The organism is Acetatifactor muris, assembly GCF_024623325.1.
GTDB classification, from domain to species: Bacteria; Bacillota; Clostridia; order Lachnospirales; family Lachnospiraceae; genus Acetatifactor; species Acetatifactor muris.
Genome location: NZ_JANJZD010000017.1, coordinates 1 through 26,906 on the forward strand (window position 1 = coordinate 1; position 26,906 = coordinate 26,906).

The following is a 26,906-nucleotide window of genomic DNA, read 5'->3' on the forward strand; positions in this document are numbered from 1 at the left end:
GAAGGGAGCCGTGGCGGCGAGCCAAAGACAGAGTAGCAGTCCCGCATGATGGAATCCGTCTGGGAAAGGTCGAGGTACCAGAACTGCACGATATAGTCCCAGGTGCTTTTGGGAAGCACAAAGGGATCAGGGTAAAATTTAAGGAACTGGGATACGAAAGTATCCTGAAAGGCGGCATGACCGCCAGGGTTATAAGGTAACATCAAAAATCGCCTCCAATCAAAAAATGTACTTATTGATCAAGGGGCGCGAAGCGCCGCATTTTTTGACTGGTTTGTCAAGTGTTTTAGAGAAAAAAGTGGGTGATTTTTGAAAAATAGGTTCTGAAAGCACCATGAAATAAGGGCTGAAGATTCCGAGAAGTTATCTTCGGGAAAAGGAGGAAAGGGAGAGGAGGCAGCTTAGGAGCAAAAACGAACTGATTACCAATGTCTCCCATGATCTGCGCAGCCCCCTGACCTCTATCATCGGCTATGTGGAACTGCTAAAGGAGACGGGGCCGGGGGACAGACAGAAGTTCGACGAATACATGGAGGTGGTGGAACGGCGTCTGGAGGGGCTGAACGTGCTGATAGACGAACTGTTCGAGTATACAAAGCTGAACGCTGCAGACAAAGTCCCTGACATGGAGAGGAGGGACGTAATGGAGCTGCTGCGGCATATCTTATACGAGAACAAGATTCTTATGGAGGCAGAGGGGCTGACCCTTTCCTGGGAACTGGAGGCGAGGGCCTACCCGGCCGATATCAACACCGGGCAGATGATTCGGGCATTCCAGAACCTCCTGGACAATGCCCGCAGATACGCTGACCCCTCCGCCCCGGTAACCGTCACGGCGCAGGATAGGGGCCGCCTCCATATCTGCATCTCCAACCGGGTAGCGGATGCCCGCAGCCTGGAGCCGGATCAGATGTTTGAGCGCTTTTACCGGGGAGACAAGGCCAGGAGCGATGCCAGAAGTTCCGGGCTGGGACTGGCCATTGTAAAGCGCATCCTGGAACTCCACGGAGGGGAAGTGAACGCCTCTCTGGAGGGGGAGGAACTGTCGGTTCATTTGTTCCTTGGGTAGTTGCGGCACTGTATCACAGAAAAAACTTGGAATCTGAGAAAGGAGAGATACAAAATGACAAAGAGGTATGCAAATTTGGCGATTGTCTATGCAGCCGTGGCCATGGTGTGCGGTGTATTCTATAGGGAGTACACGAAATTCAGCCAATTTAACGGCGTGACAAATCTGGCCGTGATGCACACCCATTATTTCCTGCTGGGGATGGTATTCTTTTTCCTGCTGATGCTGGCGGAGAAAGGGTTTGGGTTTTCCAACAGGAATACCGGAAAAATCCTGGTGATTTATCACATCGGACTGAATGTGACAGGGCTGGGGTTCCTGATGCGGGGGCTGAACCAGGTGTGGGGGACAGCGCTTAGCTCCGCCATGGACGCGTCCATCTCCGGAATCTCAGGAATCGGGCATATCCTGACCGGGGTCAGCCTTATCCTGGTGCTGCTGCAGATCAGGAAGCATGCGGCTGGGTAAAAAGATTGCCGCTGCATCTTTAGGCCACAGGGCCTGCTCCCTCAAAGCGAATTGATACCAGTGTCTTTGACAGTACATTCATGATCCGATAAAGAAATAAAGCAGCTTTCGGTAGCATAAACGGGGCAGGAGAGCGGGAATGAATAATTTGAGTTCAAAGAAAATGTAATGAGGCAGGAGGAATGAAGATGTGGATGTGTCCGAAGTGCGGGCGTACTTTTAAGAGGCAGGAGCAGAGCCATTATTGTGGAAAAGCGCCGGAAACGGTGGATGAATACATTGCGGCACAGCCGGAAGAGGTGCGGGAATATCTGAAGGAAATAAGGAAAGCGCTCTGTGCGGCGCTGCCGGAGGCGGAGGAACGGATTTCATGGAGTATGCCGACTTTTTGGAAAGGGCATAATATCATTCAGTTCGCCGGGTTTAAGAAACATGTGGGCCTGTATCCGGGTCCGGAGGCTGTCAGAGAATTTTCCGAACGTCTGAAAGATTACAGGACCAGTAAGGGGACTATACAGCTCCCATACAGCAGGCCGGTTCCGGCGGAACTGGTCTCTGATATTGCCGGGTGGTGTTACAGGACGGGAAATCATCCGTAGGAGTAAGAAACATTTGGAGGATTCTGGAAATGGAGCAGGATGTATTATACTTTTTTGATGGGAAGCCCTTTGTTTCTTTTCTGCCGGTGCGGAAAGGGAAGAAGCGGCCGGCTTTTCGGCCGGCAAACGCTGAAGGCGTCAGGCCGGCAGAGGCGATGCCGGGAATATAGTCTGGAGGAGTATCAGTATCTTATGGGAAATGAGAAAATATATCAGATGGATTTTTCAAAAGTTTATCATCTGCTTGTCAATAAGGCAGAGAAAAAGGGGCGGACAAGGCAGGAGGTTGACGAGGTGATCCGCTGGCTTACCGGATACAGTCAGCCGGAACTGGAAGAGATGCTGGAAAGGCCGGTGCCTTATGGGGATTTCTTCCGGGATGCCCCGGAGCTGAATGAAAAAAGGAGGATGATCAAAGGTGTGGTCTGCGGTGTCAGGGTAGAAGATATTGAAGAGCCTCTGATGCAGGAGATACGCTATCTGGATAAACTGATCGACGAGCTTGCCAGGGGGAAGGCCATGGACAAAATACTGCGTAAATAATGAGGCGGCGCTTGACAATTTATCTATTGTCCTGTAGAATCTACCCTTAACTGGAATTTGTACTGCAGGTTTGAGGTAAGGAGGACATTATGAATATTGAACATTTAAAGGATAACGGGATTGATATTGCAGTCATTTCCGGTGATGAGATGGTGATTGTTGATACACAGTCGGCTCTGGATCTGGCGATGACTGTGAAATATGAGACAGGTGCGGAAAGGATTGTCATTGATAAAGATGCGGTATGTGAGGAGTTTTTCATCCTTAGTACAGGTATGGCGGGCGAGATTCTCCAGAAGTTTGTGAATTATCATGTGAAAGTAGCTGTTTATGGTGAGTATTCGCATTATACCAGTAAGCCGCTGAAAGATTTTATCTATGAGTCGAACCAGGGGAAAGACTTTTTCTTTGTGGCAACGAAGGAAGAGGCAGTGCAGAAGTTGACAGAGACACAATAACAGGCGTGTACAGATTCCAGTTTTTCTGTAGATTGATTCTGCATGTTATTTTACCAAACATAAATTCAATTAAAGTTTTTTATCACCATTGCGGAATAGTTTTCGTACTGTTTTTCTTTAAAAATCTTTGTATCTTTATATATAATTTCCACTTTATACCTTCACAAATAATATTTTTGGGGTTCTGTCCCTTTGTAAGATTACCGGCTCTGAAATCTGATTGATATGGCGGCCTTTTTCTGCTATGATTGGTAGTGGGAAGAGGCCGCCGAAGAGCCAGTGAACTGAGACCCGGTGGCTATAGGAGCGATACAGGAGAAAAATATGGCGGAATTAACATCTATGATGAATATTGGCAAGGCGATGGCAAAGAAGCTGGATTCTGTTGGGATTGGTTCGGCGGAAGAGCTGGTCCGTTCAGGTGCGGAACAGGCTTTCCTGAAATTGAAGGAAAGGTATCCGAATGTCTGTCTGGTGCATTTGTATGCATTGGAGGGAGCGGTCTGCAATGTGGAGTTCAACAGCCTTCCGGAGAGCCGGAAAAAGGAGCTGAAAGAGTTCAGCGATTTTTTGAAGCGATGACGGCGGAGTGTTCGAAGGAGTTTTTTGGAATTTACCGATTGTGAAGCTGATGGAAGAGAAACGGATGAAGGATTTTCACAGGATAGTTCTGGATACGGAATACCAGAAAGGATTGCTGTGAGAAGAACAGTGAGCGTGTGGCAGGAGGGACGGATATGAAACGGTGTGCATGGTGTCTCTGTAATGAAAAGATGATAAAATACCATGATGAGGAATGGGGGATCCCTCTGCATGATGACAGGAAACAGTTTGAATTTCTGATGATGGAAGCCATGCAGTGTGGCCTGAACTGGAATATGATGATACAGAAGAGGGAGATATTCCGGGAATGTTTTGACGGGTTTGATTTCCAGAAGGTGGCAGATTATACGGAAACGGACATCCGGAGGATTATGGAGACAGAAGGGATGATAAGGTCACGGAGGAAGATAGAGGCGGTTATCCATAATGCAGGATGCTTTTTGAAGGTCCGGGAAGCGTTTGGTACGTTCAGTGATTATTTATGGGGATTTTCAAAAGGAAAGATGATCCTGTATATGGGGCATCAGAAGGGCGGGATTCCGGCGAGGAATGGGCTTTCCGATGCGGTGAGCAGGGATTTGAAGAAAAGAGGATTCAAATACCTCGGTTCCGTCACGGTATATTCCCATCTGCAGGCCTGCGGGATTGTCAATGATCATGTGGACGAGTGTTTTCGGTATCAGGAGGTTATGGCGGGGAGCCAGACAGTTCGTAAGCGGAGAGATAACGAAGGCTGAGATGACAGTATTCTCTTTTCATTTGAAACATATCGAATTTGCATGACAGGATTTAGCCGGATTTCATGGAGCTGAGGACTGGTCCTGTTGGAAACGGTTGGCGCTTCCGGCGGGAGAAAGAAGGAGGAATGACGATGTTTGAAGGATTTGATTTTACGGACTTTTGGGAGGATTGCGAGTATGCGCGGGAGAAGTATGTCAGTGACCCTCCCTCTGACGAACTGATTGCAAGTGTGGAGCAGGAACTGGGTTACAAACTGCCTGCCTCCTACATTTGGCTGATGAAGCGGCACAATGGCGGTATCCCGGTAAACACCTGTTTTCCCACAGATGTGCCCACCAGTTGGGCGGAGGATCATGTGGCCATCACAGGCATCTTTGGCATTGGCCGGGAGAAGCTTTACTCCCTGTGCGGGGGACTGGGCAGTCGATTTATGATCGACGAGTGGGAATACCCGGATATCGGCGTGGCTGTCTGTAACTGTCCCAGTGCCGGACATGATATGATTTTTCTGGATTACCGGGAGTGCGGGCCCCAGGGAGAGCCAAAGGTTGTGCATATTGACCAGGAGTATGATTACGAGATTACGCCTCTGGCAGACAGCTTTGAGGACTTCATCCGGGGACTGGTGAATGAGGAAGTCTATGAGCCGGACCCGGATGAGGAGAAAGCCGAAAATCTGGACCTGGTGCGCACCGCGCCGTTCTCCTCTCTTCTGGCGGAGCTTTGTCGAAAGAGCGGCGCCCCGGAAGCCGCGGAGCGGTGGATTCGGGACATTGCAGAGCAAATCGTGGAGGACAAAGGATTTTTTGCGCTCCACGGGGATAAGGAATCCTGGCTGCTCTATGATATCCAGTTCTGGCTCTATACAAATGCTTTTCCGGGCGTGACGGAGCAGCAGTATCTGGAGATATATCCCCAGATGATGGTGGCTGCAGATGGGTTTTCCACCGGGGGCTATGCGCCTGGCTTTGTGGAAGACTGGCTGAAAAGCAGGAAGAAGACAGGGGAGATTCAGAAGAAAAACGGCGGGCTGTTTCTGTCAGAGTCCGCAAAGGCAGAACTGGAGGGACAGCTTCACCAGGTTTGCCGCAAGGGATGAGGCGGCACGGGAGCGGTTGAAAAGCCTGCCTGGATTTTCGGAAAAAGGAAGATAAGAAGGAGGAAAGAGTATGGGATTATTCGGCAAGAAGAAAGAGGATAAAAAGGCGCAAAGCAAGGCAGAGCAGAGTGCGGAAAAGCAGGCGGCAGAGACCCTGTCACAGGAAAAACAGGAGCAGACGGAGCAAAAGGAGCGGCAGGAAACCAAAGTATACATCCAGGGAGCCGGGGGAACCATTGTCACCAAATCCATCCTGAACGGTACCTCAAAGCTGAAATGGCTGTTTCGGCAGGACAGCGGGCATGGCAACGGTTGGGTAGCCTTTGGGGACAGGGACAGCCAGGAATACGTAAATGACGCTCAGAACATGGAGATTGTGGATTTCAATACTTTGGCCAATATCGAGCCGACAGTGGTAAATGTGTTCTACATGCCCATGGGCAGCGATCTGGAATTTCGCTGTGATAAAACGGGAAAATACTTTGTGGATACCAGAACCGGAAAGGAAATCAGGGAACCTGTGAAGCATCCGGCCCAGATTGCCTTTGAGAAGAACCTGAAATTTCTGAACCAGGAGAACTATCCGGCGGAATTTTTTGAAATGCTTTTCACGGAAAGTCCTAAAATCAGGGTGGTTCGGGCAGGAGAAGCGGACTTTCCTACCGGGGAGGTGGTATTGGCGGACCCTCTGGCCTATCTGGGCAGTCAGTATGAAACGGTTCTGGATAAGAGGATCCCGGCGGGAAGTTATCCGGTGGAGCTGTCGGTGTGTCTCTCACGGATTGCAGGTCTCCGGTTTGCCGCCGCAAGGCTTTCCGTCAGCGATAACCAGGTTGCCCGCTATGAGATTGCCATGCCTAAGGGAAAGAAGAGAGAGGAACTGGGGATGCCGGGCACATTTACCTTTTTCGGCGTGGATACGGGGCTTGCCTGCTTTGCGGACGGGAAGGTTTCCGGGGAGAGTCGGCAGTTTTTTGAAAAATGGGAGAAAGAGAATCCGGGAAAAAATAAGTATACGGACTATTTTGCCGCCCTTTTTCAGGAGAGTCTGGAAGCGGCTCCTCAGTTTCAGAACAGTGGTACCAGTTTCTTAGAGTGGAAGCTGCCTGGAAGCGGCTTAAGGACGGTCTTGTTTTCCAGTGGAATGGGAGACGGCATTTTCAGCGGTTACTGGGGGCTGGACGCAGAGGGGAAGGCTGCCTGTCTGGTGGTGATTTTTATGAATCCGGAGTATTTTTGATAAGGCTTGTATGTTCCCTTTACAATACAGGTATCTCAATCTGGACAAGGGCATCCTCCATTCTGTCAATCACATTTTCATTGAGAATGATTTCATAAGAAAAGCCTGACAGCGTAAATTGGTTTTTTGCGGCATAATCAAATAGTTTCCGGTAGCACAGCACGGCGTTTTCAGGGGAGTCTCTGTAAAAAGCCTGTAGATATTTCCCGGCGGGCTGTATGTGCAGTCCGTCTTTCTTTATGGGAAAGGGTATCTCGATAAACATTTTTGCATAATCATCAAACTTCCCGTTATACAGACTTTCCACGGAAATCATGGTCCCATAAGAGGCATCGTGGAGGCGGCGCAGCTGATATTTCTGCGTTTCGCTGGTAATCAGCTCCACCAGTTTGTCAAAGGAGGTGTCCGGGGTTACGTCCACAGTGACGAAACTGTGGGCCTCTTTTTCGACAATATTGATTGCTGATAGGTCTATAGTCAGAAGAGTCAGCATATTCTGCCGGTGATACATCAGGGTTTTTCGAACCGCTTTCAAATGGGCCAGATTCCGGTCCAAATCTTTGATTTTTTCCTGTAAAAGCTGTTCCATGCTTGCCGCGGAACGGTTTTTCATAAATGCCTGGATTTCGTCAATGGGCACATCCAGTTCCCGCAGCAGCAGAATGGTTTCCAGGATGGAGCTTTGATGGTAGCTGTAATACCGGTATCCGTTTTCGGGATGGATGAACGCCGGATGAAACAGGCCGATTTCATCGTACCACATCAGCGTTTTCTTATTGATGCCGTGCAGGGACGCAAATTGTCCGATGGTGAGCAGTTTGCTTTTTTTCTCCATTTTTATACCTCTCTGAACCTTGGGCACGCATACCAATCCATATTTGTATTTTGATTGCAAACCGTAGGTTTGTCGTTGAAAGTTTTCTTTTAATCTTCAAATTTCCTCTTGACCGTACAGTTACTGTATGGATTATGATAAGGCATATACAGGAAAAAAACAAGAGGATAAGGAGAAAAATTATGGAAAATCAAAATGCTTACAGTAAACCGGTGACCCTGGGGAACATTCTCAAATTTGCTGTTCCCACCATAGCCATGTCGGTATTTATGTCTTTTTACACCATGGTTGACGGGCTGTTTGTGTCAAATTTAATCGGGACACAGGCCTTGTCGGCCATCAACCTGACAGCGCCGGTGATCCAGTTGGTGACTGCTATCTCCACCATGCTTGCCACAGGCGGCAGCGCAGTGATTATGAAAAAGATGGGAGAGCATAAGGAAGGAGAGGCCAGGGAAGATTTCACGTTTCTGATTTTGGTCAATGTGATTGTGGGTCTGGTGATGTGCATTCTGGGATATGCCGTCATGGACAGCATTTTCGGAAGCCTGGAGGTGTCCGGGGAGGTGGCGGGCTACTGTACCGCGTATCTGGGCCGCTATCTGCTGTTTACCATCCCCATTCTGCTGATGAACAACTTTACCCTCTATATGATTGCCTCCGAGAAGGCAGCCCTTTCCCTGGTCTGCTCCGTAACGGGAGGCGTGCTGAACATGGTACTGGATTATGTTTTCATCGCCGTTTTTGACCTGGGAATCGGCGGAGCGGCCATGGCCACTGGTCTGGGGTATTCCGTGACAGCCCTGGTGGGCCTGTTTGTATTCAGCAGCAGGAAAAGTCTGCTCCATTTTACAAAGCCTGCCTTTCGCTTCAAAGTCCTTGCAGGCGCGGCATCCAACGGCTGCTCCGAAATGGCCACCGCTCTGGTCACGGGCATCATCACCATGATGTTCAACTGGACCATGCTGCATTATGTGGGGGAAAACGGTGTTGCCGCCGTGACGATTATCATGTACGTCCTTATGTTTGCCAGTTCCCTTTATACCGGCTATTCTTATGGCGTTGCGCCCATGATCAGCTATTACTATGGGGAGAAAAATCAGGAAAAACTGAAAAAACTGGTGTCCGTATTTGCCCGCCCGGACAATCCGGTTTATGAACTGGCCGTAACCGGAAACCAGATATGTACCCTTGCGCTGTTCTTCATCGGGTTCAATATCTTTGCCAGCGGAATGTTTACGGCGCTGTCCAACGGGATGATTTCCGCAGTCCTGGCCTTTTCACGCTCCTTTGTGTTTATGCTGATAACCATGTTGGTGCTTCCCGCTCTGCTGGGGGTCAATGGGATCTGGCTTGCCACGCCTGCCGCGGAACTGATGGCGCTGTGCCTGTCTGTATTTATGTTTTTGAAATATCGGAAACGGTATCAATATTGAGGACCTTTCAGACAACATGCTCTTTGTGGTATTGGATAAATTCGTCCTTTGAAAAATCCCGCAGGCATCCATACTCCGCTAAAATGAGATGAATCAGCGCAGCGGTTCTCGCCTGGGTGTTGATGCTTTTTGCGGGATTAAATTCAATGTCCGTAAAGGTATTGTAGGTTGAAATTGCCTGGATTTCTTCTGCATTCAGGGATTCTCTTACGGCGGCAATGTAGATAAAATCGTAGAATACGGTTTTGGGAACCAAAGGGAAGTCCTGGCCCTGATAACGAAACACGGTCAGACTGCCGGAATTTTGGAGCCGTTGGTCCCGCTTTGCCTCCTTCGGCGATACTTCAAGCAAATCCAAATAGGGACCGCCGTTCTCAAAGACTTTGGCGCTTTGGAAGATATTCTCAAGGGTATGGCTGTTCAGAGTGAGACGAAATGCGCTTAACTTTGTCCCTATGGATGCCGGACTCTTGGTGCTGATTTCCAGGGGCCTGGAGTGGGCGTCTGCGCTCAAAATTGCATTGTGCAGACTTTCTATGGATTTCTGCTTTTGGGATAGCGAAAAACCGGGGAACCATTCAAAAGAATATATTTTGGTGATAACTTTTCCATGGTCAATGTTGAATGCAGGACGTTCGGCCATAACACACCTCCAATGATAGTAGGTTTCGGCCCTGTGAGATTTTTCATATGGCTGTCCGGATCACAGGGGATTTTGTATATCTTTCTGCAAAGAAACCGCCTGCATATACGGTTGTATGTATACGCAGGCGGTTTGCAAAAACATTCGTTAATGGTGACCGCGTCTATGGCCGGATTGATGATGCCCGTTTCCTCCATGGCTGTGCTCGCCGGTTTGTGCGCAACCGGAAACACCGCAGGAATTATGGGTATGACTGCTCATGTCCGTGCAACCAGAAATGCCGCAGGAGTTATGGGTATGACTGCTCATGTCTGTACAACCGGAAACACCGCAGGAATTATGGGTGTGGCTGCTCATATCTGTGCATCCCGCTACGCCGCAGTTATGATACCCATGACCGTCATCAGCAGAGTGGGGATAGCAGTACTGGCCGTTATGCATGTGAGCAGAAGTTTCGGTACATCCCGCAACGCTGCAAGTGCCGTGGCTGTGTTTACCGGTCTGTGTACAGCCGTCAATGCCGCAAAGTCCGTGTGCGTGAGCAGCTTCCAGAGTGCAACCCGCTACACCGCAGTTGTGATATCCATGACCGTCATCCGCAGAGTGGGGATAGCAGTACTGGCCGTCGTGCATGTGAGCAGCTGTTTCGGTACAACCCGCAACGCTGCAGGTGCCGTGGCTGTGCTCACCGGTCTGTGTACAGCCGTCAATGCCGCAGGCGCCGTGGGTGTGTTCGTTTTCCAGAGCGCAACCTGCTACACCGCAGTTATGATACCCATGACCGTCATCAGCAGAGTGGGGATAGCAGTACTGGCCGTTATGCATGTGAGCAGAAGTTTCGGTACATCCCGCAATATTGCAGGTGTCATGGCTGTGTTCACCGGTCTGTGTACAGCCGTCGATGCCGCAGGCGCCGTGGGTGTGTTCGTTTTCCAGAGTACAACCTGCCACACCGCAGTTATGATACCCATGACCGTCATCAGCAGAGTGGGGATAGCAGTACTGGCCGTTATGCATGTGAGCAGAAGTTTCGGTACATCCCGCAACGCTGCAAGTGCCGTGGCTGTGTTGGCCGGCCTGGGTACAGCCGACAATTCCACAAAGGCCGTGTTGATGTACTTCTGTCTGTGTGCATCCCAAAACCGTGCAGGTAACATTCATTTGATTTTCCTGTGCAGTACCCTGGACTTCCGGGGAACTTTGGTTTACTGCATAGGAGACAATACTGCCTGTTACCATGGCAATGGATACGAACGCAATGGCTGATAAGATTTTTTTCATTTCCACCTCTCCCTGTTCAAAATGCAATTTGAGTGTAAGTTTTCATTTTAAGGATACTATAGCATACAAAGCCCTTAAAATCAAGGTTTTCCAGTTACTAAGCAAGTAAATTTATGCGTCCGTATTTGGACAAAATTTAGTGTTTCTATTGACATTGACGGAAAAGAAATCTATAATGGGGAACAACAACCGAATAGAATGAATATCTTCAAGGCAGGGTGAAATATTCTGATCATATGCACTTTTTTGCCTATCTGTTCAAAGCTTTGTTGACATTTTTCAATACACCTTAAAATTGCAGCACCGAAAGGCATTCCATTGCTTTTGGGTGTTCATTTTTTAAGAGGTATTTTCTATGAACAGTTAAAATGAAGAAACTCACAACAGCAGGTATGCTCTGCGCCTTTGCCTATGTGGCTGCCGTAACTGGACGTATTCCGCTTGTACTCTTTTTGAAATACGATCCAAAGGATATTATCATTGCAATTGGGGGATTGATTTTCGGTCCGCTCACATCCTTTTCCGTGGCATTAATTGTTTCTTTGGTGGAGATGTTTACCATCAGCGAAACCGGTATTCTGGGTTTCCTGATGAATGTTATTTCAAGCTGTTCCTTTGCGTGTACCGCTGCATTTGTTTACAGGAAAAAACCAGACGATCAGGAGTTGTTATCGGGCTGTTTTGCGGGTGGGGGTGCATGGTCCTGGTAATGCTGTTTTGGAATTATTTAATCACCCCTGTTTATATGGGCTATCCAAGGGAGGCGGTTGCCGAATTGCTGATTCCGGTTTTCCTTCCTTTTAACTTGATGAAAGGCGGCCTAAATGCGGCGTTTACGATGATTTTATATAAACCTGTGGTTACAGCTTTCAGATGCGCTCATTTATTATAGAAACTTATTATAGAAACGAAAATGTACTCTGCTCCCGGAATTGCAGGCAGACTGCGTGCCAAGAGAAGGAGCAGTCACAGGATACCGCAGGCAGATGCTGCCACATGTTCCCCGGTACAATGGAGCCCAGACAGCGCGCATGCCGAGAAGCATACCCCATGAAGCGTTTTGTCAAGTGCTTTTTTGAGTTATTGACGCCTTTTGAAGTCCTGTTGCGTAACGTTCCATTCTGTTCTTTGGGAGAGGTCGGGGGGCGGGGGCAGTAAACTAACCAAATAAATTGGAATTTTGCTGGAGGAATAATAAAGTGATTTCGTTGCAAGAGATAGATTTTTCCAATCGAAATTTTTGGGTGGGCTACATGGCAACTTCTTTCCCGACTGCTTTGGATGAAGAAACAGATATGTCATTGACCGAACTCATGACAGAAAACGGAATGCGTGATACAAGTTGGTGGGATAATTTTACAAAATATTATGATGGGGGCGGAACAAACAGAGTGTATCAACATATCCTTCCATCAAAGCATCGGATATTGAAAATCTGGAAATTGATTTGCCACCGATAGAGGAACAGAAGAAAATAGCGTCTGTTTTGTCAGGTCTGAGAAGAAAAATGGCATATAATGTAGCTGTAAACGGGAATTTACTGTTACGGGCTAATCGCTTTCTGGGGTCTCGCAGGTTTCCAAATATTCCGACAACAGAACCGAAGATGGATTCAATCGCAATGCCCGGTCGTATTCTGCACCATCGCCATCAGGCGGAGCCTGTTCTACATTGATGACCACGCATTCCCGCTCTTTCCTGGTTCCAAACAATCCGGAAGCATCGAGCCTTTTCATAGCCTCCTCCATAAGTTCAATCCGCACTTTCCACTCAGTCTCATATAGTTCATCATCGGATAATTTACTTGCCCTTTGATCCAGCAATGCATCCACTTCACCAAAAAACTCATCGTAACCATAAACAGCATATGGAGAGTCTGCGCTATCCCATTTCCACCAGCTCTTGTCCTCATCAGTTATCTGCTGTTCCTTTATGGATTTTTCCAAGGATTCGTAAGACCATGCTGAAATATAGGGGTGCATTCCCTCATCAAATACAAATACATAAAAATAAAAATGTTCTTTGGTTGTTTCTTTCAGAGACAGAAACGCCGCTCTGGCAGCGGTTATAAGAGCTTCCATTAATTCCTCATTATCTTTTTCAGTACACATATCCATCTTGTCCTTTCTTTTTATAAATCTCGATTTGTCATTGCTTATTATATATCCCTTTTCCCAAACATGAAAGCAACTTTTCACACTTCCTGTTTATCAAAGCGGAATTTGAACAGGGCAGCAACAAGCCGCTGGTTTTATGCTGTCCTCTGTATCTCTGCCAATATGTCCGTTTTCAATGGCGGAGATTCGGATATGCCTGCTGTAATGCCGTAAAACCTCGTCCACGGCTTCTGGCTCTCTGCTGGTCGCCCGGACAATCGTTTCATAGGGCAAAAGATTCGGATTCCGGCCGTACTCCGGCAGCATCCGTACACTTCCCCGATTTCCTGTTGTGTATAATCCCCGAAAAAGTAAAGGAAAATGCCGTGAATTAATGTCAGTTCTTTCAGTATTAGGTTAGTTTTGAACGAACTGCATGGCTGAAAAAAGACACAGGGCAGGAGCTGTGCAGTTTTATACATTCCGGGACGAGTGCGGAAGGTGATTGGATTCGTAAAAATTACAAATATATAGGCCAGGCCTGCTATAATAGACACCAGGCATCAGAAATTGATTATTGCCGGCATACCAATCAGATGAGACGAGGAGGAATGTGACGTGGAAGGGTATTTTACGGACGCGATCTATATCCGCAGGGCTGCGGGAAAATCGCCGGAACTGGAACTGCGGGAAAAACATCTGTACGCAGAGCTGGCAGCCCGTATCTCCGGTGAGGAGTATCTGCGGATAGAGGAAGAACTGAACCATTTTTATGACGAATTGGGAAAAGAGCTGTTCAACAGAGGGTTTATGGAGGGGATCCGTTTTCTTCTGAAATGCTTATCTCAATAACCCAGAAGGCTCTGTGAAGTGATTTTCCTACATTTCCAGGCGGAATTTTAGTTTTCCCCTTTTCCGTCCTGGAAGGAATTCTCGTCCAGATGGCGAAACATAAGCTTCACCATGTTGACGGCCAACGCTTTCTGTGACTTTGTCCTGCCGGCCAGTAATTGACGCAAAATCAAATATTCCGCATCCTCATCCGGAATAACGGAATCGGAAAGCAGGTAATCCACTGTGACGCCTAACCGGTTGGCCACCGCCACCAGATTATCCAGGGTCAGGCTGCGCTCACCGCGTTCAATCTGCCCGATATATGCCATGGAGAGGTTTACATCTTCCGCTAACTTTTCCTGTGTAAGATTCAGTTTCAGACGTTCTTCCCGGATACGCCTGCCCAATGGTCGCTGCACCATAGAATTCCTCCAATGCTTATAGTATACCCCAATCATACTAAAAGCTAATATTTTGTGTAATCTGCACAACGCATTATTTTTCTATGCTGTATGTTACATTTACTTTCAGGATAGGTGAAAAAGGAATCGGACAGCACAGGGGATTCCCTGGTACAGACAGATCGTAATTTTTACAAATGCCCGGATCGGCATCTGATAGAATGGCATTACAGTTACGGAAGCCCGCCTGCAAACCTTTATGCCCGGTTTTGGTTAGAGGCCGGGATGATGCGGAACTAAAAATAGGAGGAACAGACTTATGTACATCTCAAACGAAGCAAGAATCATCAGGGAATCATCCCACGGCTACGACCTCATTCCCATCCAGGATGAGATGCTGTCCCACCGGGAGGTGGAGTTGGTGGGAGAAGTGGACGCAGCCTCGGTGAATGCCCTGATCCGTCAGCTGCGCTACCTGCAGCGGCAGGACCCGGAGGGACAGATCACCCTTTTCATCAACAGCCCCGGCGGCAGCGTGGATAGCGGCATGGCACTCTACGATGTGATGCAGGCGGTGAGCTGCCCCATCCGGACGGTCTGTGTGGGGCTGGCGGCCTCCATGGCGGCGCTGCTCTTTGTATCAGGGAGCAGGCGGGATATGCTGCCCCACAGCCGCATCGTGATCCATGACCCGCTGATCGTCCAGACCGGCGGCAGCGCCCTGAAGCTGAAAGCGGTCAGCGATGACCTGATGGAGACCCGGCAGATTATTGCCAGGGTCATCTCGGAACACTCCGGCAAAACCCTGGAGGAAGTTCTGGCCAAAACAGCCACTGACAGCTATTTCCGGGCGGAGGAGGCCGTGGAGTTCGGCCTGGCGGACCATATTATCACAAGCCTGGCAGAGGGCTGTTAGGTTATGGAGGAACCCGTCGGCGCGGGAAGGAAAACGGACATCACCGGGGCACATCCTTTATAAAACGGAAAAAAGCGCAGAGGAATTTCAGAAGGGAGAAGAAAGCATGTTTCACAATGTCAGATCTAATCGTATTCTTGCAAAGGGTGTTTCTGTCAGCAACGACACCTGGGTCACTGGGATTAACAACAACGACCTGGTGGTGGGGCCTTCCGGCGGCGGAAAAACCAGGGGCTATGTGGTGCCCAACATCCTCCATACCCAGGACAGCCTCATTGTGGCCGACACCAAGGGGAATCTGCGCAGGCTCTACGGCAGTCACCTGGAAAAGCAGGGCTACACGGTCATGCACCTGGACTTCACCGACACGGCCGCCACTCCCTGGGGCTACAATCCCCTGACTTATATCCGGAAATGCCGGGACAGCGAGGCCAACCGGGAGGGCGATTACTACAACGAGCAGGACATCAAGAAAGTGGCGCAGGCTATCTGCCCGTGCAATAACTCCAAAGATCCTTTCTGGGACATGGCTGCCCAGATGTACCTGGAGGCCATCCTCCTTTTCGTCCTGAACCGGCTGCCCCGGAAGCAGCATGACCTGTACCAGGCGTATACCTTCCTTACGAAGATGGGGACTGCCGAACTGGACGACGTGGTGGCGGAGGAATGCATTGCGCACCCGGACTGCGCTTTTGCGCGGAAATTCAGGATGGTGCAGCAGAATACAAAGGCGGACAGGATGGACGCCAGCATCAAGGGGATCCTGGCCCAGCACCTGGATGTGGTGTCTTACTCCGGCATGAAACGGATGTTCCGGATGCAGCGCCAGGTGGACCTGGGGGCGTTCCTTAGGGGAAAGACGGTCCTGTTCCTGTCCGTCAGCGACTCCGACCGCAGTCAGGATGCCCTGATCAATCTGTTCTATACCCAGGCGCTGCAGTACCTTATGGCTGCTGCGGACAGGCAGCCGGACAGCCGGCTTCCCATACCGGTGCGATTTATTCTGGACGATTTCAGTACCAACACCTTGATTCCTGATTTCGACAAGATCATCTCCGTGATCCGTTCCCGGGAGATTTATGTCAGCCTGATCGTACAGAGCCTTTCCCAGCTGGAGGGCCTCTACGGAGAGGCAAAGGCCCAGACCATCATCAATAACTGCGACCATTGCCTGTACCTGGGTGGGACAGACACCCGGACGGCAAGGTATTTTGCGGAAAAGTTCAACTGCCAGGTTTCCACGGTCTTAAACCTCCCCTTAGACAGCCTGTTCCTCTTCACCCGGGGCAGCGAGCCGCGGAAGGCTGTAAAGTACGAGCTGAATGGAGATGATGCCTACCGCAGCCTGATGGAAGCGATGGAACAGGCTGTTGATGAGAGCGAAGCGGTATTCGGGAGGGATGGGCTGTAAGTTGTTTTTTTCTTTAGCGTGTGCTAAGATGGCAGAAAGCAGGAAAAGATGCAGAAGGCCGGTTCCTGCAAGGTGATGGCAGGACGGCGGCTGCAAAAAGAAGGAGCAAACATTGAAAGGAATGTCAGCCGATAACAGGCAGGAGGGTGTAAACATGGAAAAACAGAACAAAGATCTTTTGACACTGGAGGAGCGACTTCAATATGCGGCAGAATCCCGGGCATCCTCACCGGAAGCCGCCGTCCGGATGGTACGGAAATTTTCCGGAATCCCCGCGGGGTATTTTTTCTGCGGAGGGGAAGACTTGAATGCCATGAATGAACTGACAGGGAAGTTCTGGGATCATCCCTCTGTGGACGTGGATACCTATCATGGCTTCAGCCAGACCTTCAGGCTGGCGATACTCTACGATACCGCCTGCCGCATGCGGGACCAGCCGGAAACCATACTGTCCGGGGAGGACTCCTGTAATCCCTGTCGGCTCGTCTGGAGCGCCGCCACGGTCAACGCCGTCATTCTGCTGGGGCTGATGCTGTTGGACCATGCGAAGGGCAGGGGGAAGAACAAAGACATCTACCACTGCATGAGGATGACCCTGGGACAGTATCTGGATGCCCTGGCGGAATTTATTTCCGAAAAGGAGGGGAAGCCGGGAACGTCCCGGACAGATTTCCGATTGTTTGTACAGAGCTTCCTGAAGAGCCACGACGGCTCCAGTCCCCTGGGGGAGGCGTTGGCGGACATCCTCAGGCGCTATATTGCCGCGCGGCAGGAATTTGGCCGTGTGGACCATATTCTCCGCTGCATGGACGCCCTTTCCTGCTGTCTGGAAAAACAGGGAGGGATGCAGGCGGACAGCGCGAGGCGCTTCCGGGAGGTTCTGGGTAAGTATTGTCCCGGTTTGGATGGAAGGAAGCTGATGGAGGAAGGCGGAGGGTACCCGGATCCTTATGGGCATTATCTCGCCCTGGCCGGAGAGTATCCGGAGGATACGCCGGACCCCGGCAGCGAAGGGCTTGCGCCGAGAGCTGTGCGCAGCCAGGTATTTTTGCCTGGGTATGACTGGAGTCCCCAGTCCCTGAGCGCGCTGGCAGCCCAGACGCCTTTTGGGGATTTCCGGGAGCTTCTGGAGAAGAACATCTGCGGGGAACGGATGGCCCATGCCATGAATGAGATGAACGCGGCTGTAGCGTATCTGTATACGCTGTGGGTGGAGCCATATCTGCCGGTTGAGGAGGATCTTTTCCAACTGTGACAGCCCATACAGGATTCCGCAAGATGCAGTGGGGACGTCTTGCGGGAATCCGCCGGATTGTTTTAAGACAAGGCGCACATGGTATCCCCGATTTCAGGAGAGGAGAGGTAAGAAAAGGATGAGAATATTGGAGGGAGACTGGGGAAATTCCCAAAAGAACCTGCTGTGCCTCCAGGAGGTGACAGACAGGCTGATAGGCCATATGAAGGGGCATGGATACTCCTTCCGACCGCAGATCACGGACGGGAAGGGAAACTTTAGTCAGGAGAAGCTCTGTGTTCTGGTGGGGGAACTCGTGAGCGGCTGGGCGGAGAAGCTGCAGGAGTATATGGACAGGGATCCGGCTACAGGAGAGAGCCTGGCGGAATCCTATCTTGGGGAGCGGCGGGAGCTGTATGGCCTCTACTTCTATCTGGTTATGCGCTGCAGTCTGTACGAGGGAGCGTATATGCGTGCCTATCCCAACAGTGTCGTGTCGAAGGAGCGGACGGATTTTGCTTTCCTTCTGGAACAGGCCAGGCGGATTTCCAGGAGATGGTGCGTCATGGTCGGGCCGGACGGCAGCAAAAGGAATGAACTCTACGAGGGCTATGACCCACACTTTGGCTTCCATCTCTATAAAACCATTGTTGATCCAGAGAGATTGTTCAGCAACAGCGCCCTGAGTCCCTGGTGGGAGCTGCCTGATACCAGGCTTGATTCCATGACCAATGAGGGAAACATGAAACGCATTTTTATCAGGCATCTTTCGGGTTCTTGCCGGAAAGGAAGGGGCGAGGGGATCGCCCGGGACGAAGCGGCGGAATCGGGTGAAGGAACAGCCCCGGACAAAGACACGACTCTGGAGGAAGGGGCAGTCCGGGCAGAAAAAGCGGTGCAGACAGAGAATGGCAGCGGCGAGGACGGAATGGAAGGCTCTGTGTGCTGCGAAAACAGGGAAAACACCGATGTCCATGCTGAGGGAGCCGAAGGCGGCCCGGACGGCGATGACGGCTACGAGGATGCCTATGAGGATTATGATGACTATGACGATTATGATTATGATGCCTATGCGGATGATGATGAGGACGATGACCCTTACCCGTTCCCTGATTTCGAAAGCAAAGCCGCATTTGAGGCCGCCGAGTTAGAGCGGATGGCAGAGGAGTACGAGCGGAGGGATTACCTGGCCGGGCTTGCCTTAGGCTTTGCATGCAAGGCCGAGTATCGGGAAGCCTGCAAGAGGTTTGCGGCGCTCTTTGAGAAGGCCGATGCTGCGGTGCTGCGGGACTTTTCACAGGAGCTGGAGATGATCGTAGACCTGTATCTGATCGGGCGGGAGCTCTCCCCCATGGCGGATACAAATAAGGTATTGGACGTGTACAGCCGCATTTACGACGGCCCCTGCAGGCAGGCGGAACGTTATGAGAGGGGGCTGCAATGGAAGAAAAATCAGTGAACAGCATCCGTGAGATTTTCTACAATGACATTATCTACGATTACCAGGTCAAATGCGAAGGGGAACGTGAGAGGGCTTTTCTCTACAGGGCTTTTTGGGCGGAGAATGTTTCGGGGCTGCTGAAATGCCTTGACAGGTCGCTTTCGGAGTATGGCCGCAGGAATCACCTGCAGACCAAGGGCAGGTCCCGGATCAGGGAATTGTTGGAAGAGGCTATGCGGGAGGATCCGGAATGGAGCAGGCTGTTGGAGGAGGCGCCGGGGAAAGGCAGGGACTTTTGGGAGAAACTTCCATGGCTTTTGGCGGAGAAACCCATACGGCCCCGGGACGAGTCCCGTATCAAGGAGCTGCTGGGTAAAGCGATGGGAATGGAGGAATGCTCGGAGTGGGCCAGGGCCAGGAACCAGGACAAAACCAAAGATGTGCTTCTAAGGGAGGTGCCGGGGAAGGACAAGAAGGAGCGCCGTGATTTCTGGGAGGAGCTTTGGCGGAACGATGCCGGTTATATGGCGGGGCTGATCACGGACACGGACTATTATCTGTGGCTGACGCAGTACCTGGCTGAGCGGGACATCTATTATAAGGATAACAGCATGCCGGACGGGCATTTGTGGCTGGAAACGCTGCTGTTGGAGGCGGGCGCGGTGAAGCCGGGGAAGGCAGAAAGCGGGAAGAATCCGGAGAGGGCGCAGGAGCCGGGGAACGGGAAACAGGCAGGGAATCCGGATGCCGGGCAGAGCGAAGACTTCCGCATCAAGGCCAATGTGGGAAAGAAGCTGGCTGAGCTGGCGAGGCTGATACGGGAGGAACGGGATGCCGGAGGGACGGAAATTGCCGGCAGGCTGCAGCATCTGGAGATCACTGTGAAAAACGGGGAGGATGAGAAGAGGGAGGACTACCTGCCCTGGCTGACCGCCCATCTGGAGCAGATGGCGCTCCATATTAAGATCAAGACATGGCTGCAGGACAGCGGATACCCCGCCAGAGGGCAGGAGGGGGCAAGGAAGTCCGGAAAGGAGCCCCGGAAGCAGGACTTTTCCCTGCGGCTCTTCGAGGCGTACTGTGACAGCAGGGAGGGCTATGAGTTCTGCAGGAAGGACCAGGCGGGCGGGGAGGGCAGCGGAGCCTGGCATATGGAAGGCCAGGGATTCTGCGTGTTGGATGTGACCCCCCAGCAGGCTGACAAACTTCGGGAGAGCCTGGAGCAGGACAGGGAGCGGCCGCCCTATCTCTATATTCCGCTTGCCATACACACAGCGAGTGGATGTGTCTTCTTCCTTGCGGGGAAAGAGAACTACAGGGAACTGTATGAGCGGGCGGGGAAGAGGCCGGATATGGGAAAGGCGCTGAAGGAGGCTTATGAGAAGGCAGAGGCCTGCTACTGCTTTGACTATCTGCGCCTGGACAAAAAGTTCCGGGAACAGTTCCTCGGGGATGTGGGAGGGGCGTTCCGCCTGCATCCTACCTTTCACAAAAGACAGAGGAAAAACTATGAGGAGGTTTTGGAGGATTTCAAGCGGTACTGCAAGCGCGGGTGCGACAGCCCGCGCCGGGTGGTGAAGAACCTGAATGAGGAAATGGAAATGCCTGCCGATATCCGGAACGCGTTTAACTGGGCTTTCGATAATGTGGAAGAGATGGAAGTAAGCCTTGAGGCTGCGGTTTCCTTCCACCATACCCGGGAAATGGCGGACAGGGAGTATTGAGCCTTATTCAGCTGTACCGGGCAAGATGCTGTACGATTGTTTCTCTGACGGAGGATTATTTTGAGGGCTGCAATTAGGCTTTACGGAGAACGACGTAAATATCGCCCTGGTTTCAAAGGGCAGGTATTCTAGAGGTCCAAGGAGGGAGGCGATGCGGCGGACATGCCGTTGCTTTTCACGGCTTCGCAGTCAGCTGGCTGTTATTCCTGTTCGGACACGATAAAAATATATGCTGTCAGTTGTTTTTATGTCTTCTATGTGTTAATATAACAATAGAATTTCGTATCAAAATATACCGGAGGAGGAGAGCAAGATGGACAGTACCACCAGACAGTACAATGTTTCTATTTTTCACTGTTCGGGGACAGGGAACACGCCAAGCTCTGCGGTTCATATGGAAGTGACCGGAGACTTCAAGGCATTTTATGAGGATGCAATGGACTGGATAAGGGCGTTTCACCAGTGCGGAAAAGAGGACAGATTCCGGATACATGATGGAGAGGAGGAAGAAGGCTTTTTTGTCCGCTGCGATGAGGCGGAGGTTATCCTTTCTCTGTTGTATTGCTGTAAAGAACATAAAGCCGCTGTCAGGGAAATCTTCTATCAGGGAAACCACTACACAGACATATCGGATATCCGGTTTTCAGAGGGATTTGTTGCCGACAAATATGGGGTTGATGGGTTTGGCAACGCTGACCGCATTAATATCCGGCTGCATGCGAAGAGGAACGGCCGCGATACACTGGTATATATATTCGGACCGGAATTCGGCTATATACCCACGGACAATTATGAGGAAGAACTCTGTATTTTCGGATATCCTCTCTCCCACGGCATGGTGGAAACAGAAGAAAAGCGGATGTATTATGCGGGAACCTGCTGTTATCCCTGCTATGAAGAGATAGACGATTTCTACTACCCCAGCCCTGGGGTAAAAATCTGTGATTATCATGACGGAGTGGAGCTTTTTCTTGAAACAGACGGAAAAAATGTGACATTCAGCGCATTGATGGACGGCAGGCTGTATAAGAAGATAAGCAAAGACGATGAAAAAATCGTCTTCCATTCCGCGCTGCACGAAGACGTCCTGCTGCGCGAAATGAGACTTTATGAGGCGTGTGAGGGCGGCGCCCGGAAACTCAGCTTTTGGCAGTGCAGGGACATGCAGGATGTGGAATTTGGGAAGGACAGCAGCGGCAGATACCGGTATATGGGAGACAACAGGGAGGTTGCCGAAATATGGGCAGACAGGGCCTTCGTTCCGCCGCAGACACCGGACCCGGGCAGCCTGAACCGGGAGTCTGCGCTCAGGTTGTGCAGGGACTATATCAGGGCGTTTTATGCAGAGCGCTCCGACCGGATTCCGGAAGCCTCCGAAACCGGCGCAAATCCCAAAGAACCGGAAACTGCAGCGGCTGCCGAAGAGAAAAAGATATGGAATGAGTTTCGGAGAATCCTGGAAGATATCCAGGGGAAATACGGTTTGTCGGCGGCAGAGAAGGCTGCATATGAAGTGAAAGCGGAATATAAGGAGGCGACGAATGCCGAAGTATTATATGCAGCCAGTATATTTTTTTCACTGGAGGATAGGGAACTGGAGAAACTTCTGCCTACAGAGAAGCTGCGGAAAGAATATGAAGTGCTGAAAACTGCCGTCAAGGATGATCTGAACCTTCAGGCTGACCCGGATGTATCCATATTCAGCGAGCTGCGGGAAATTTTTGCCGGGGATTTTTTCTATCTCAACCGGATTACCATTCCCTGGGAGACGGAAGACAGATTTCTTCCCGTTCCGGATGATGATGTGCGCAGCGGGATAATTTCCGAATACAGTTCAATTTTCCTGTTGGTATCGCTTGCAGGGAAAAGGCTTTATAATCCGGATCCAGGCAGATATAGGTGCAGAGATTTTCTTTCTATCATAAAATACTACAGGACAAATAAGCCCAGGAAGGAATCTCCGAAAAAGGAAATTGATACTGTCATAGCCCTGCGCAAAAGGCTTCGGGATGGGCTGAGGGCCGGGGTCAGGGGCCAGGATATGGCGGTTGAGAAGTTTGTGGACGGCTATATCCGTTATCAGATCCGGGGGAAGGTATCGGGCAAACCCGCAGGCCTTTATCTCTTTGCGGGACCTCCCGGAACCGGCAAGACCTATCTGGCGGAAACCTTTGCGGGGCTTAAGGATATGCGGGAGGCGGGATATCAGTACCGGCGTTTTGACATGTCTGCCTATGGAGGCGGAAGCAGCGATGCCGTGTCAGGGCTGGTGGGCTTTGAAAGAACCTGGAGAGCGGCGCAGCCCGGACAGCTTACGGATTTTGTGAAGAAGAACCCCAAATGTGTCCTGCTTTTTGATGAGATAGAGAAAGCCAGTCCCCAGGTCAGATTCCTTTTCCTGAGCATACTGGAAGGGGCGGTTCTCATAGATAAATATTATAATGAGCAGGTTTCTTTCGAGGACGCAATCCTCATATTTACCACAAATGAGGGCAGGGATCTCTACGAAGATAACAGCGAGGTGAATCTGACGGCGCTGTCGGATTCTGCCGTGATAGAAGGCCTTCAGGCGTCAAAGTTTGCGCCGGAGCTGATTTCCCGCTTTATGTCCGGGACGATCATTATGTTCAACCACCTGGACTATTTTAATATGTCTGCAATCTTTGCGAATTCCGTGAACCAGGCTGTGGAGCAGATACGCAGGGACCGGGATAATCTGCACTTTAATCTTGTCTATGACGATAAACTGCCCAAGCTTTATCTGTTGAGCAAGGGGGACAGAATCGATGCCAGATTTGTCAGCGCAAATGCCCGAAAGACGGCAGAGGATTATTTCCTGGAAGCAGTGGAATATATGGGAAAACACTGTCCCGGCAGTCTGGGGGAAGTAAATAAGGCGTCTGTCTCGGTAGAGGTAACGGAGAAGAGCCGGAAATATTTTGAGATGACACAGAGGCCGCGGATCCTTCTATACACGGAAGAGGGTACGGCGCTGTACACAGGCGAGACTGTCCGTATCAGCAGCGGCTTCCTTCCGGAGAAGGCGCTGAAGGAATTGGGGCAGATGGCGGACTGCGACCTGGCAGAGCATGCAGAAAGTGAAAAAGGGCATGAAAAGAGCTTCCGGAAATTTCTTCAAAGCTGCAATTGGAACAGCCGCAGGAGAGAGGACAGATATGACGCAATCCTGATCGATTTGGGGGAAAATTCCAAGAAATACAAAGCGACAGAGAGCTATAAGTGCCTGAAGATCACGGCGGAAGCAAAACCGAACATTCCCGTAATCGTTGTGGACAGAGGAAATGTGGAGGACAAGGCGCCGCTTCTGGCTCTTGGCGTTACGGATTTCCTGCGGGCAGTGCCATATGAGCCGCAACCCACGGATAAAAGCGATCCGACGGATAGCCTGGCGCTTGACAGGGCGGAGCTGGAGGTAATTCTTGGCAGGCAGTATTTTGTGGAAATGGCGAAGTCGCTTGTCCGGGAAGGGAAGAGGCTTTCCTGTGATGTGGATTACAATTACAGGAAAGAATCCGGCGAGCTGGAAATCCGTTTTACCAACCTGCGCGAAAAAGAGGCAGCGGCGGAGGATGCCGAAGCCAGGAGGCAGAACAGAAAATATCTTCTGACGGAAAAGCCCCAGGTGCGATTGACGGATATCTTTGGCAATGAACAGGTGAGAGAGGCGGTAAAGCGCTGTATCGACAATATCAAAAATCCCGAGAAATACCGGGTCGCCGGAGCCAGGCTGATGACTGGCATATTGATGTACGGCGCGCCGGGCATGGGCAAGACCATGTTCGCCAAGGCCATGGCCTTTGAGTCAGGAGCGTCGTTCATTTCCGCGGTAGGGGCGGATTTCCTCAGCAAAGACGGCAATGCCCAAAAGGACGGCAATGCCTCAAAAAATGGCATTGCCAAAATGGAAGAAATGTTCCGGACGGCACGCCGGAAAAGGCCCTGCATCCTGTTCATTGATGAGTTTGACGCCATTTCCAGGCACAGAGAAGGCCCGATAACCAGCGAACAGGAAAACGTGCTGGAGAAATTCCTGAAAGAAATGGATGGCCTGGAGACGGATAACGACGGAGTCTATGTGGTGGCGGCTACCAACTATCCCCTGGAAAGGCTGGATGATGCGGTTACCAGGAGATTCAGCGCAAAAATTCCTTTCCGGTATCCTGATATGGAAGAACGACTGAGCTTCCTCCTTCATGTTTTGGAGAAGAAGAATCTGAAAGATAAGGTTTCTGAAAGAACCGCCAGAACATTGAGCCTGAAGATGTACGGAACGAGGACAAACTTTTCGGAAATCGAGACATTTGTCGAGGAATCTGTGGCGGAGGCGGTATATAAAAACGAAGCCGTCACGGAGCGGTTTCTGCTCAATCGGATACATGACGAGGCGGACGGGGCTGCCCGGCAGAATCATGATCCCAGGAACTATATAGCCACCGCTTTCCATGAGGCAGGACATGCAGTGCTGCAGGACTACTACGGCATGAAGGTCGATTATGTGACAATCGTATCCAGAGGGATTTACGGCGGGTATGCCCTGGGGCAGCCAAGATACCATGCCGGCCAGGATTTTCTGGATCAGATCTGTATCTGCTTTGCCGGGCGTATTGCGGAGATGCTCTATACGGGCAAGGAGCTGGGCATCAATGTAGGCGCGGGGAGCGATCTGCAAAAAGCGACTTATATTGCCTATGAATATGTCTGCCGATATGCCATGGACCAGCGCTTTATGGTGGTGCCTGAGATGTTCGCGCCGCGGACAGGGGTGTACCCGGAAAACGTGCTGCCGGAGTCTGAAAAAGAGGCCATCTGGACATCCGTAAACCGGATTCTGAATCAGCAGTGGAATGCGGCCATACAGCTTCTGCAGAAATGTTGGGATCAGGTACAGGCGCTTGCCTACTCACTGATTTATATGCAGGAATTGGTGGGCGATAAGGTGGAGGAAGTCATTCGGAGCAAAGTGCCGTATGTAGAGGAAACCTGCTTTCTGGATTCGGACAATGATTATATGAGAACAATAGGGACCGGTGCAGAGACCATGATTCCTTTTGGATATGCTGTCTATCCATATTATTTTAATTCCCAGATCAAGACCCGGCCGGAAGAAGAGGACATGCCGGAGACAGAGGGCAGACATTATTTTTACGCGGTCAAAAAGGCGGAAAAACCTCTGGGTATTTCCGAGAATCTGCAGGAAGCGTTTACCGCTGCGTATGGACAGGGCGCAAGCTGCCGACGGTTTGTAAGCCCGGAGGCTGCCCGGAGATATCTGGATATGCTGGAGCTGAAAGTCTTCCGTCAGGGCGAGAACCGTTTCTGCAATTTTTACGAGGATGCGCTGTCAGAAATGATAGATACCCGGGTAAAGGTGAAGGATCTGATTATCGTGGAAGAAGGGGAAATCGGCTGTTATCAGGTGAAGACAGACAAGGCAGGGGTGACGCATCTGGCTGTGCTGAAAAGGGAATATATCGACTTGTACCTGGAGAGGGCAGCGGAAGCGGGAATGCCTTTTGCATGGTATCTGATGGATGAATTGGCGGAAAGGTTTTTGGAGGAGAATGAAAGCGCTTACCGGGTTATTCAGATATACGATAAGGAGCTTCAGAAGGAACTGCTGAATTATATGGGCGCCATGGAATATCAGGCTAAGCGGTATCGCAGGAATTTGGGTTATCAGGATTGAACGCGCACCAGTCCTGGCCGGTGGGACAACTGAAAACGGCATCATAAACGGTCAACAGGGGGCTGCCACACAATTTACCGTGCGGTAGCCCTTTTGATGTGTTCGACAGGAGGCGGGTAATGCCCGT

General features: G+C 50.7%; 24 protein-coding genes and 5 pseudogenes. 22 read left to right on the forward strand and 7 right to left on the reverse strand.

Annotated features, from left to right (window positions below):
- Positions 1 to 203, reverse strand: a pseudogene (locus NSB25_RS16110) (hypothetical protein); the annotation flags it as partial.
- Between the two features lie 215 nt (positions 204 to 418).
- Here NSB25_RS16110 and NSB25_RS16115 point away from each other — a divergent pair.
- The 10 genes and pseudogenes from NSB25_RS16115 to NSB25_RS16160 all read left to right on the forward strand — a co-directional run bounded on the left by NSB25_RS16115 (position 419) and on the right by NSB25_RS16160 (position 6,820).
- Positions 419 to 1,069: a sensor histidine kinase gene (locus tag NSB25_RS16115; RefSeq protein WP_257479281.1), complete on the forward strand. Its 651-nt coding sequence runs from the start codon at positions 419 to 421 to the stop codon at positions 1,067 to 1,069.
- A gap of 54 nt (positions 1,070 to 1,123) precedes the next feature.
- On the forward strand, positions 1,124 to 1,537 hold the full coding sequence (locus NSB25_RS16120) for a DUF2871 domain-containing protein (RefSeq protein ID WP_103240649.1): 414 nt from the start codon (positions 1,124 to 1,126) through the stop codon (positions 1,535 to 1,537).
- Positions 1,538 to 1,719: 182 nt separating this feature from the next.
- Positions 1,720 to 2,136: an iron chaperone gene (locus NSB25_RS16125; protein ID WP_330406152.1), complete on the forward strand. Its 417-nt coding sequence runs from the start codon at positions 1,720 to 1,722 to the stop codon at positions 2,134 to 2,136.
- 29 nt (positions 2,137 to 2,165) lie between these two features.
- Positions 2,166 to 2,306: a hypothetical protein gene (locus NSB25_RS16130; protein WP_172455169.1), complete on the forward strand. Its 141-nt coding sequence runs from the start codon at positions 2,166 to 2,168 to the stop codon at positions 2,304 to 2,306.
- A 22-nt stretch (positions 2,307 to 2,328) separates the two neighbouring features.
- A complete protein-coding gene (locus tag NSB25_RS16135) occupies positions 2,329 to 2,679 on the forward strand; it encodes a DUF2200 domain-containing protein (RefSeq protein ID WP_103240636.1) in 351 nt (116 codons plus the stop codon).
- Positions 2,680 to 2,768: 89 nt separating this feature from the next.
- On the forward strand, positions 2,769 to 3,137 hold the full coding sequence (locus NSB25_RS16140) for a DUF4180 domain-containing protein (RefSeq protein WP_103240635.1): 369 nt from the start codon (positions 2,769 to 2,771) through the stop codon (positions 3,135 to 3,137).
- 324 nt (positions 3,138 to 3,461) lie between these two features.
- Positions 3,462 to 3,719: a TfoX/Sxy family protein gene (locus NSB25_RS16145; RefSeq protein ID WP_103240634.1), complete on the forward strand. Its 258-nt coding sequence runs from the start codon at positions 3,462 to 3,464 to the stop codon at positions 3,717 to 3,719.
- Positions 3,720 to 3,874: 155 nt separating this feature from the next.
- Positions 3,875 to 4,477 carry a DNA-3-methyladenine glycosylase I gene (locus NSB25_RS16150; RefSeq protein WP_103240633.1) on the forward strand — a complete coding sequence of 201 codons (603 nt, stop codon included), beginning with the start codon at positions 3,875 to 3,877 and terminating at the stop codon, positions 4,475 to 4,477.
- Between the two features lie 125 nt (positions 4,478 to 4,602).
- Positions 4,603 to 5,149, forward strand: a pseudogene (locus NSB25_RS29725) (SMI1/KNR4 family protein); the annotation flags it as partial.
- 501 nt (positions 5,150 to 5,650) lie between these two features.
- Complete coding sequence (locus NSB25_RS16160) at positions 5,651 to 6,820, forward strand: immunity protein Imm33 domain-containing protein (protein ID WP_103240632.1); 1,170 nt, start codon at positions 5,651 to 5,653, stop codon at positions 6,818 to 6,820.
- Positions 6,821 to 6,839: 19 nt separating this feature from the next.
- Here the strand turns inward: NSB25_RS16160 and NSB25_RS16165 are convergent, their stop codons facing one another.
- The gene (locus tag NSB25_RS16165; protein WP_103240631.1) at positions 6,840 to 7,655 is read right to left on the reverse strand and encodes a MerR family transcriptional regulator; all 816 of its coding nucleotides are present in this window, start codon (positions 7,653 to 7,655) and stop codon (positions 6,840 to 6,842) included.
- 182 nt (positions 7,656 to 7,837) lie between these two features.
- Here NSB25_RS16165 and NSB25_RS16170 point away from each other — a divergent pair, with 182 nt between their 5' ends.
- Positions 7,838 to 9,091, forward strand: a complete 1,254-nt coding sequence (locus tag NSB25_RS16170; protein ID WP_103240630.1) for an MATE family efflux transporter — start codon at positions 7,838 to 7,840, stop codon at positions 9,089 to 9,091.
- A 7-nt stretch (positions 9,092 to 9,098) separates the two neighbouring features.
- Here NSB25_RS16170 and NSB25_RS16175 read toward each other — a convergent pair whose 3' ends face one another.
- Positions 9,099 to 9,734 (reverse strand): DarT1-associated NADAR antitoxin family protein, encoded by a 636-nt coding sequence (locus tag NSB25_RS16175; protein ID WP_103240629.1) that lies wholly within the window; start codon positions 9,732 to 9,734, stop codon positions 9,099 to 9,101.
- A gap of 165 nt (positions 9,735 to 9,899) precedes the next feature.
- Here NSB25_RS16175 and NSB25_RS16180 point away from each other — a divergent pair, with 165 nt between their 5' ends.
- From NSB25_RS16180 to NSB25_RS29955, 4 genes are all read left to right on the forward strand, one after another.
- Positions 9,900 to 11,000, forward strand: a complete 1,101-nt coding sequence (locus tag NSB25_RS16180) for a hypothetical protein (protein ID WP_146040095.1) — start codon at positions 9,900 to 9,902, stop codon at positions 10,998 to 11,000.
- 383 nt (positions 11,001 to 11,383) lie between these two features.
- Positions 11,384 to 11,725 carry an ECF transporter S component gene (locus tag NSB25_RS16185; RefSeq protein WP_242982486.1) on the forward strand — a complete coding sequence of 114 codons (342 nt, stop codon included), beginning with the start codon at positions 11,384 to 11,386 and terminating at the stop codon, positions 11,723 to 11,725.
- 489 nt (positions 11,726 to 12,214) lie between these two features.
- Entirely contained in the window at positions 12,215 to 12,475 is a 261-nt protein-coding gene (locus NSB25_RS16190) for a hypothetical protein (protein WP_103240627.1), read from the forward strand.
- Complete coding sequence (locus NSB25_RS29955; protein WP_416386619.1) at positions 12,457 to 12,690, forward strand: hypothetical protein; 234 nt, start codon at positions 12,457 to 12,459, stop codon at positions 12,688 to 12,690. The genes NSB25_RS16190 and NSB25_RS29955 overlap by 19 nt, the downstream gene beginning before the upstream one ends.
- Here the strand turns inward: NSB25_RS29955 and NSB25_RS16200 are convergent.
- The 3 pseudogenes from NSB25_RS16200 to NSB25_RS29730 form a co-directional block, all read right to left on the reverse strand.
- Positions 12,635 to 13,132 (reverse strand): annotated as a pseudogene (locus NSB25_RS16200) (DUF4303 domain-containing protein); the annotation flags it as partial. The gene NSB25_RS29955 and the pseudogene NSB25_RS16200 overlap by 56 nt on opposite strands.
- A 77-nt stretch (positions 13,133 to 13,209) precedes the next feature.
- Positions 13,210 to 13,438, reverse strand: a pseudogene (locus NSB25_RS16205) (helix-turn-helix domain-containing protein).
- Positions 13,408 to 13,494, reverse strand: a pseudogene (locus tag NSB25_RS29730) (sigma-70 family RNA polymerase sigma factor); the annotation flags it as partial. The pseudogenes NSB25_RS16205 and NSB25_RS29730, both read right to left, overlap by 31 nt.
- Positions 13,495 to 13,729: 235 nt before the next feature.
- On the opposite strand from NSB25_RS29730, the gene NSB25_RS16215 reads away from it, so the two are divergent.
- Positions 13,730 to 13,963 carry a hypothetical protein gene (locus NSB25_RS16215; protein WP_103240624.1) on the forward strand — a complete coding sequence of 78 codons (234 nt, stop codon included), beginning with the start codon at positions 13,730 to 13,732 and terminating at the stop codon, positions 13,961 to 13,963.
- Positions 13,964 to 14,010: 47 nt separating this feature from the next.
- Here NSB25_RS16215 and NSB25_RS16220 read toward each other — a convergent pair whose 3' ends face one another.
- Positions 14,011 to 14,367: a helix-turn-helix domain-containing protein gene (locus NSB25_RS16220; RefSeq protein WP_103240623.1), complete on the reverse strand. Its 357-nt coding sequence runs from the start codon at positions 14,365 to 14,367 to the stop codon at positions 14,011 to 14,013.
- Between the two features lie 298 nt (positions 14,368 to 14,665).
- On the opposite strand from NSB25_RS16220, the gene NSB25_RS16225 reads away from it, so the two are divergent.
- The 6 genes from NSB25_RS16225 to NSB25_RS16250 all read left to right on the forward strand — a co-directional run bounded on the left by NSB25_RS16225 (position 14,666) and on the right by NSB25_RS16250 (position 26,779).
- The gene (locus NSB25_RS16225) at positions 14,666 to 15,262 is read left to right on the forward strand and encodes a ClpP family protease (RefSeq protein ID WP_103240622.1); all 597 of its coding nucleotides are present in this window, start codon (positions 14,666 to 14,668) and stop codon (positions 15,260 to 15,262) included.
- A gap of 106 nt (positions 15,263 to 15,368) precedes the next feature.
- Positions 15,369 to 16,673 (forward strand): VirD4-like conjugal transfer protein, CD1115 family, encoded by a 1,305-nt coding sequence (locus NSB25_RS16230; protein ID WP_103240621.1) that lies wholly within the window; start codon positions 15,369 to 15,371, stop codon positions 16,671 to 16,673.
- 154 nt (positions 16,674 to 16,827) lie between these two features.
- Complete coding sequence (locus NSB25_RS16235) at positions 16,828 to 17,928, forward strand: hypothetical protein (protein ID WP_146040093.1); 1,101 nt, start codon at positions 16,828 to 16,830, stop codon at positions 17,926 to 17,928.
- 118 nt (positions 17,929 to 18,046) lie between these two features.
- A complete protein-coding gene (locus tag NSB25_RS16240) occupies positions 18,047 to 19,366 on the forward strand; it encodes a hypothetical protein (protein WP_103240619.1) in 1,320 nt (439 codons plus the stop codon).
- Positions 19,348 to 21,072: a hypothetical protein gene (locus NSB25_RS16245; protein ID WP_103240618.1), complete on the forward strand. Its 1,725-nt coding sequence runs from the start codon at positions 19,348 to 19,350 to the stop codon at positions 21,070 to 21,072. The genes NSB25_RS16240 and NSB25_RS16245 overlap by 19 nt, the downstream gene beginning before the upstream one ends.
- A gap of 313 nt (positions 21,073 to 21,385) precedes the next feature.
- The gene (locus tag NSB25_RS16250; protein WP_103240617.1) at positions 21,386 to 26,779 is read left to right on the forward strand and encodes an AAA family ATPase; all 5,394 of its coding nucleotides are present in this window, start codon (positions 21,386 to 21,388) and stop codon (positions 26,777 to 26,779) included.
- Positions 26,780 to 26,906 lie beyond the last annotated feature (127 nt).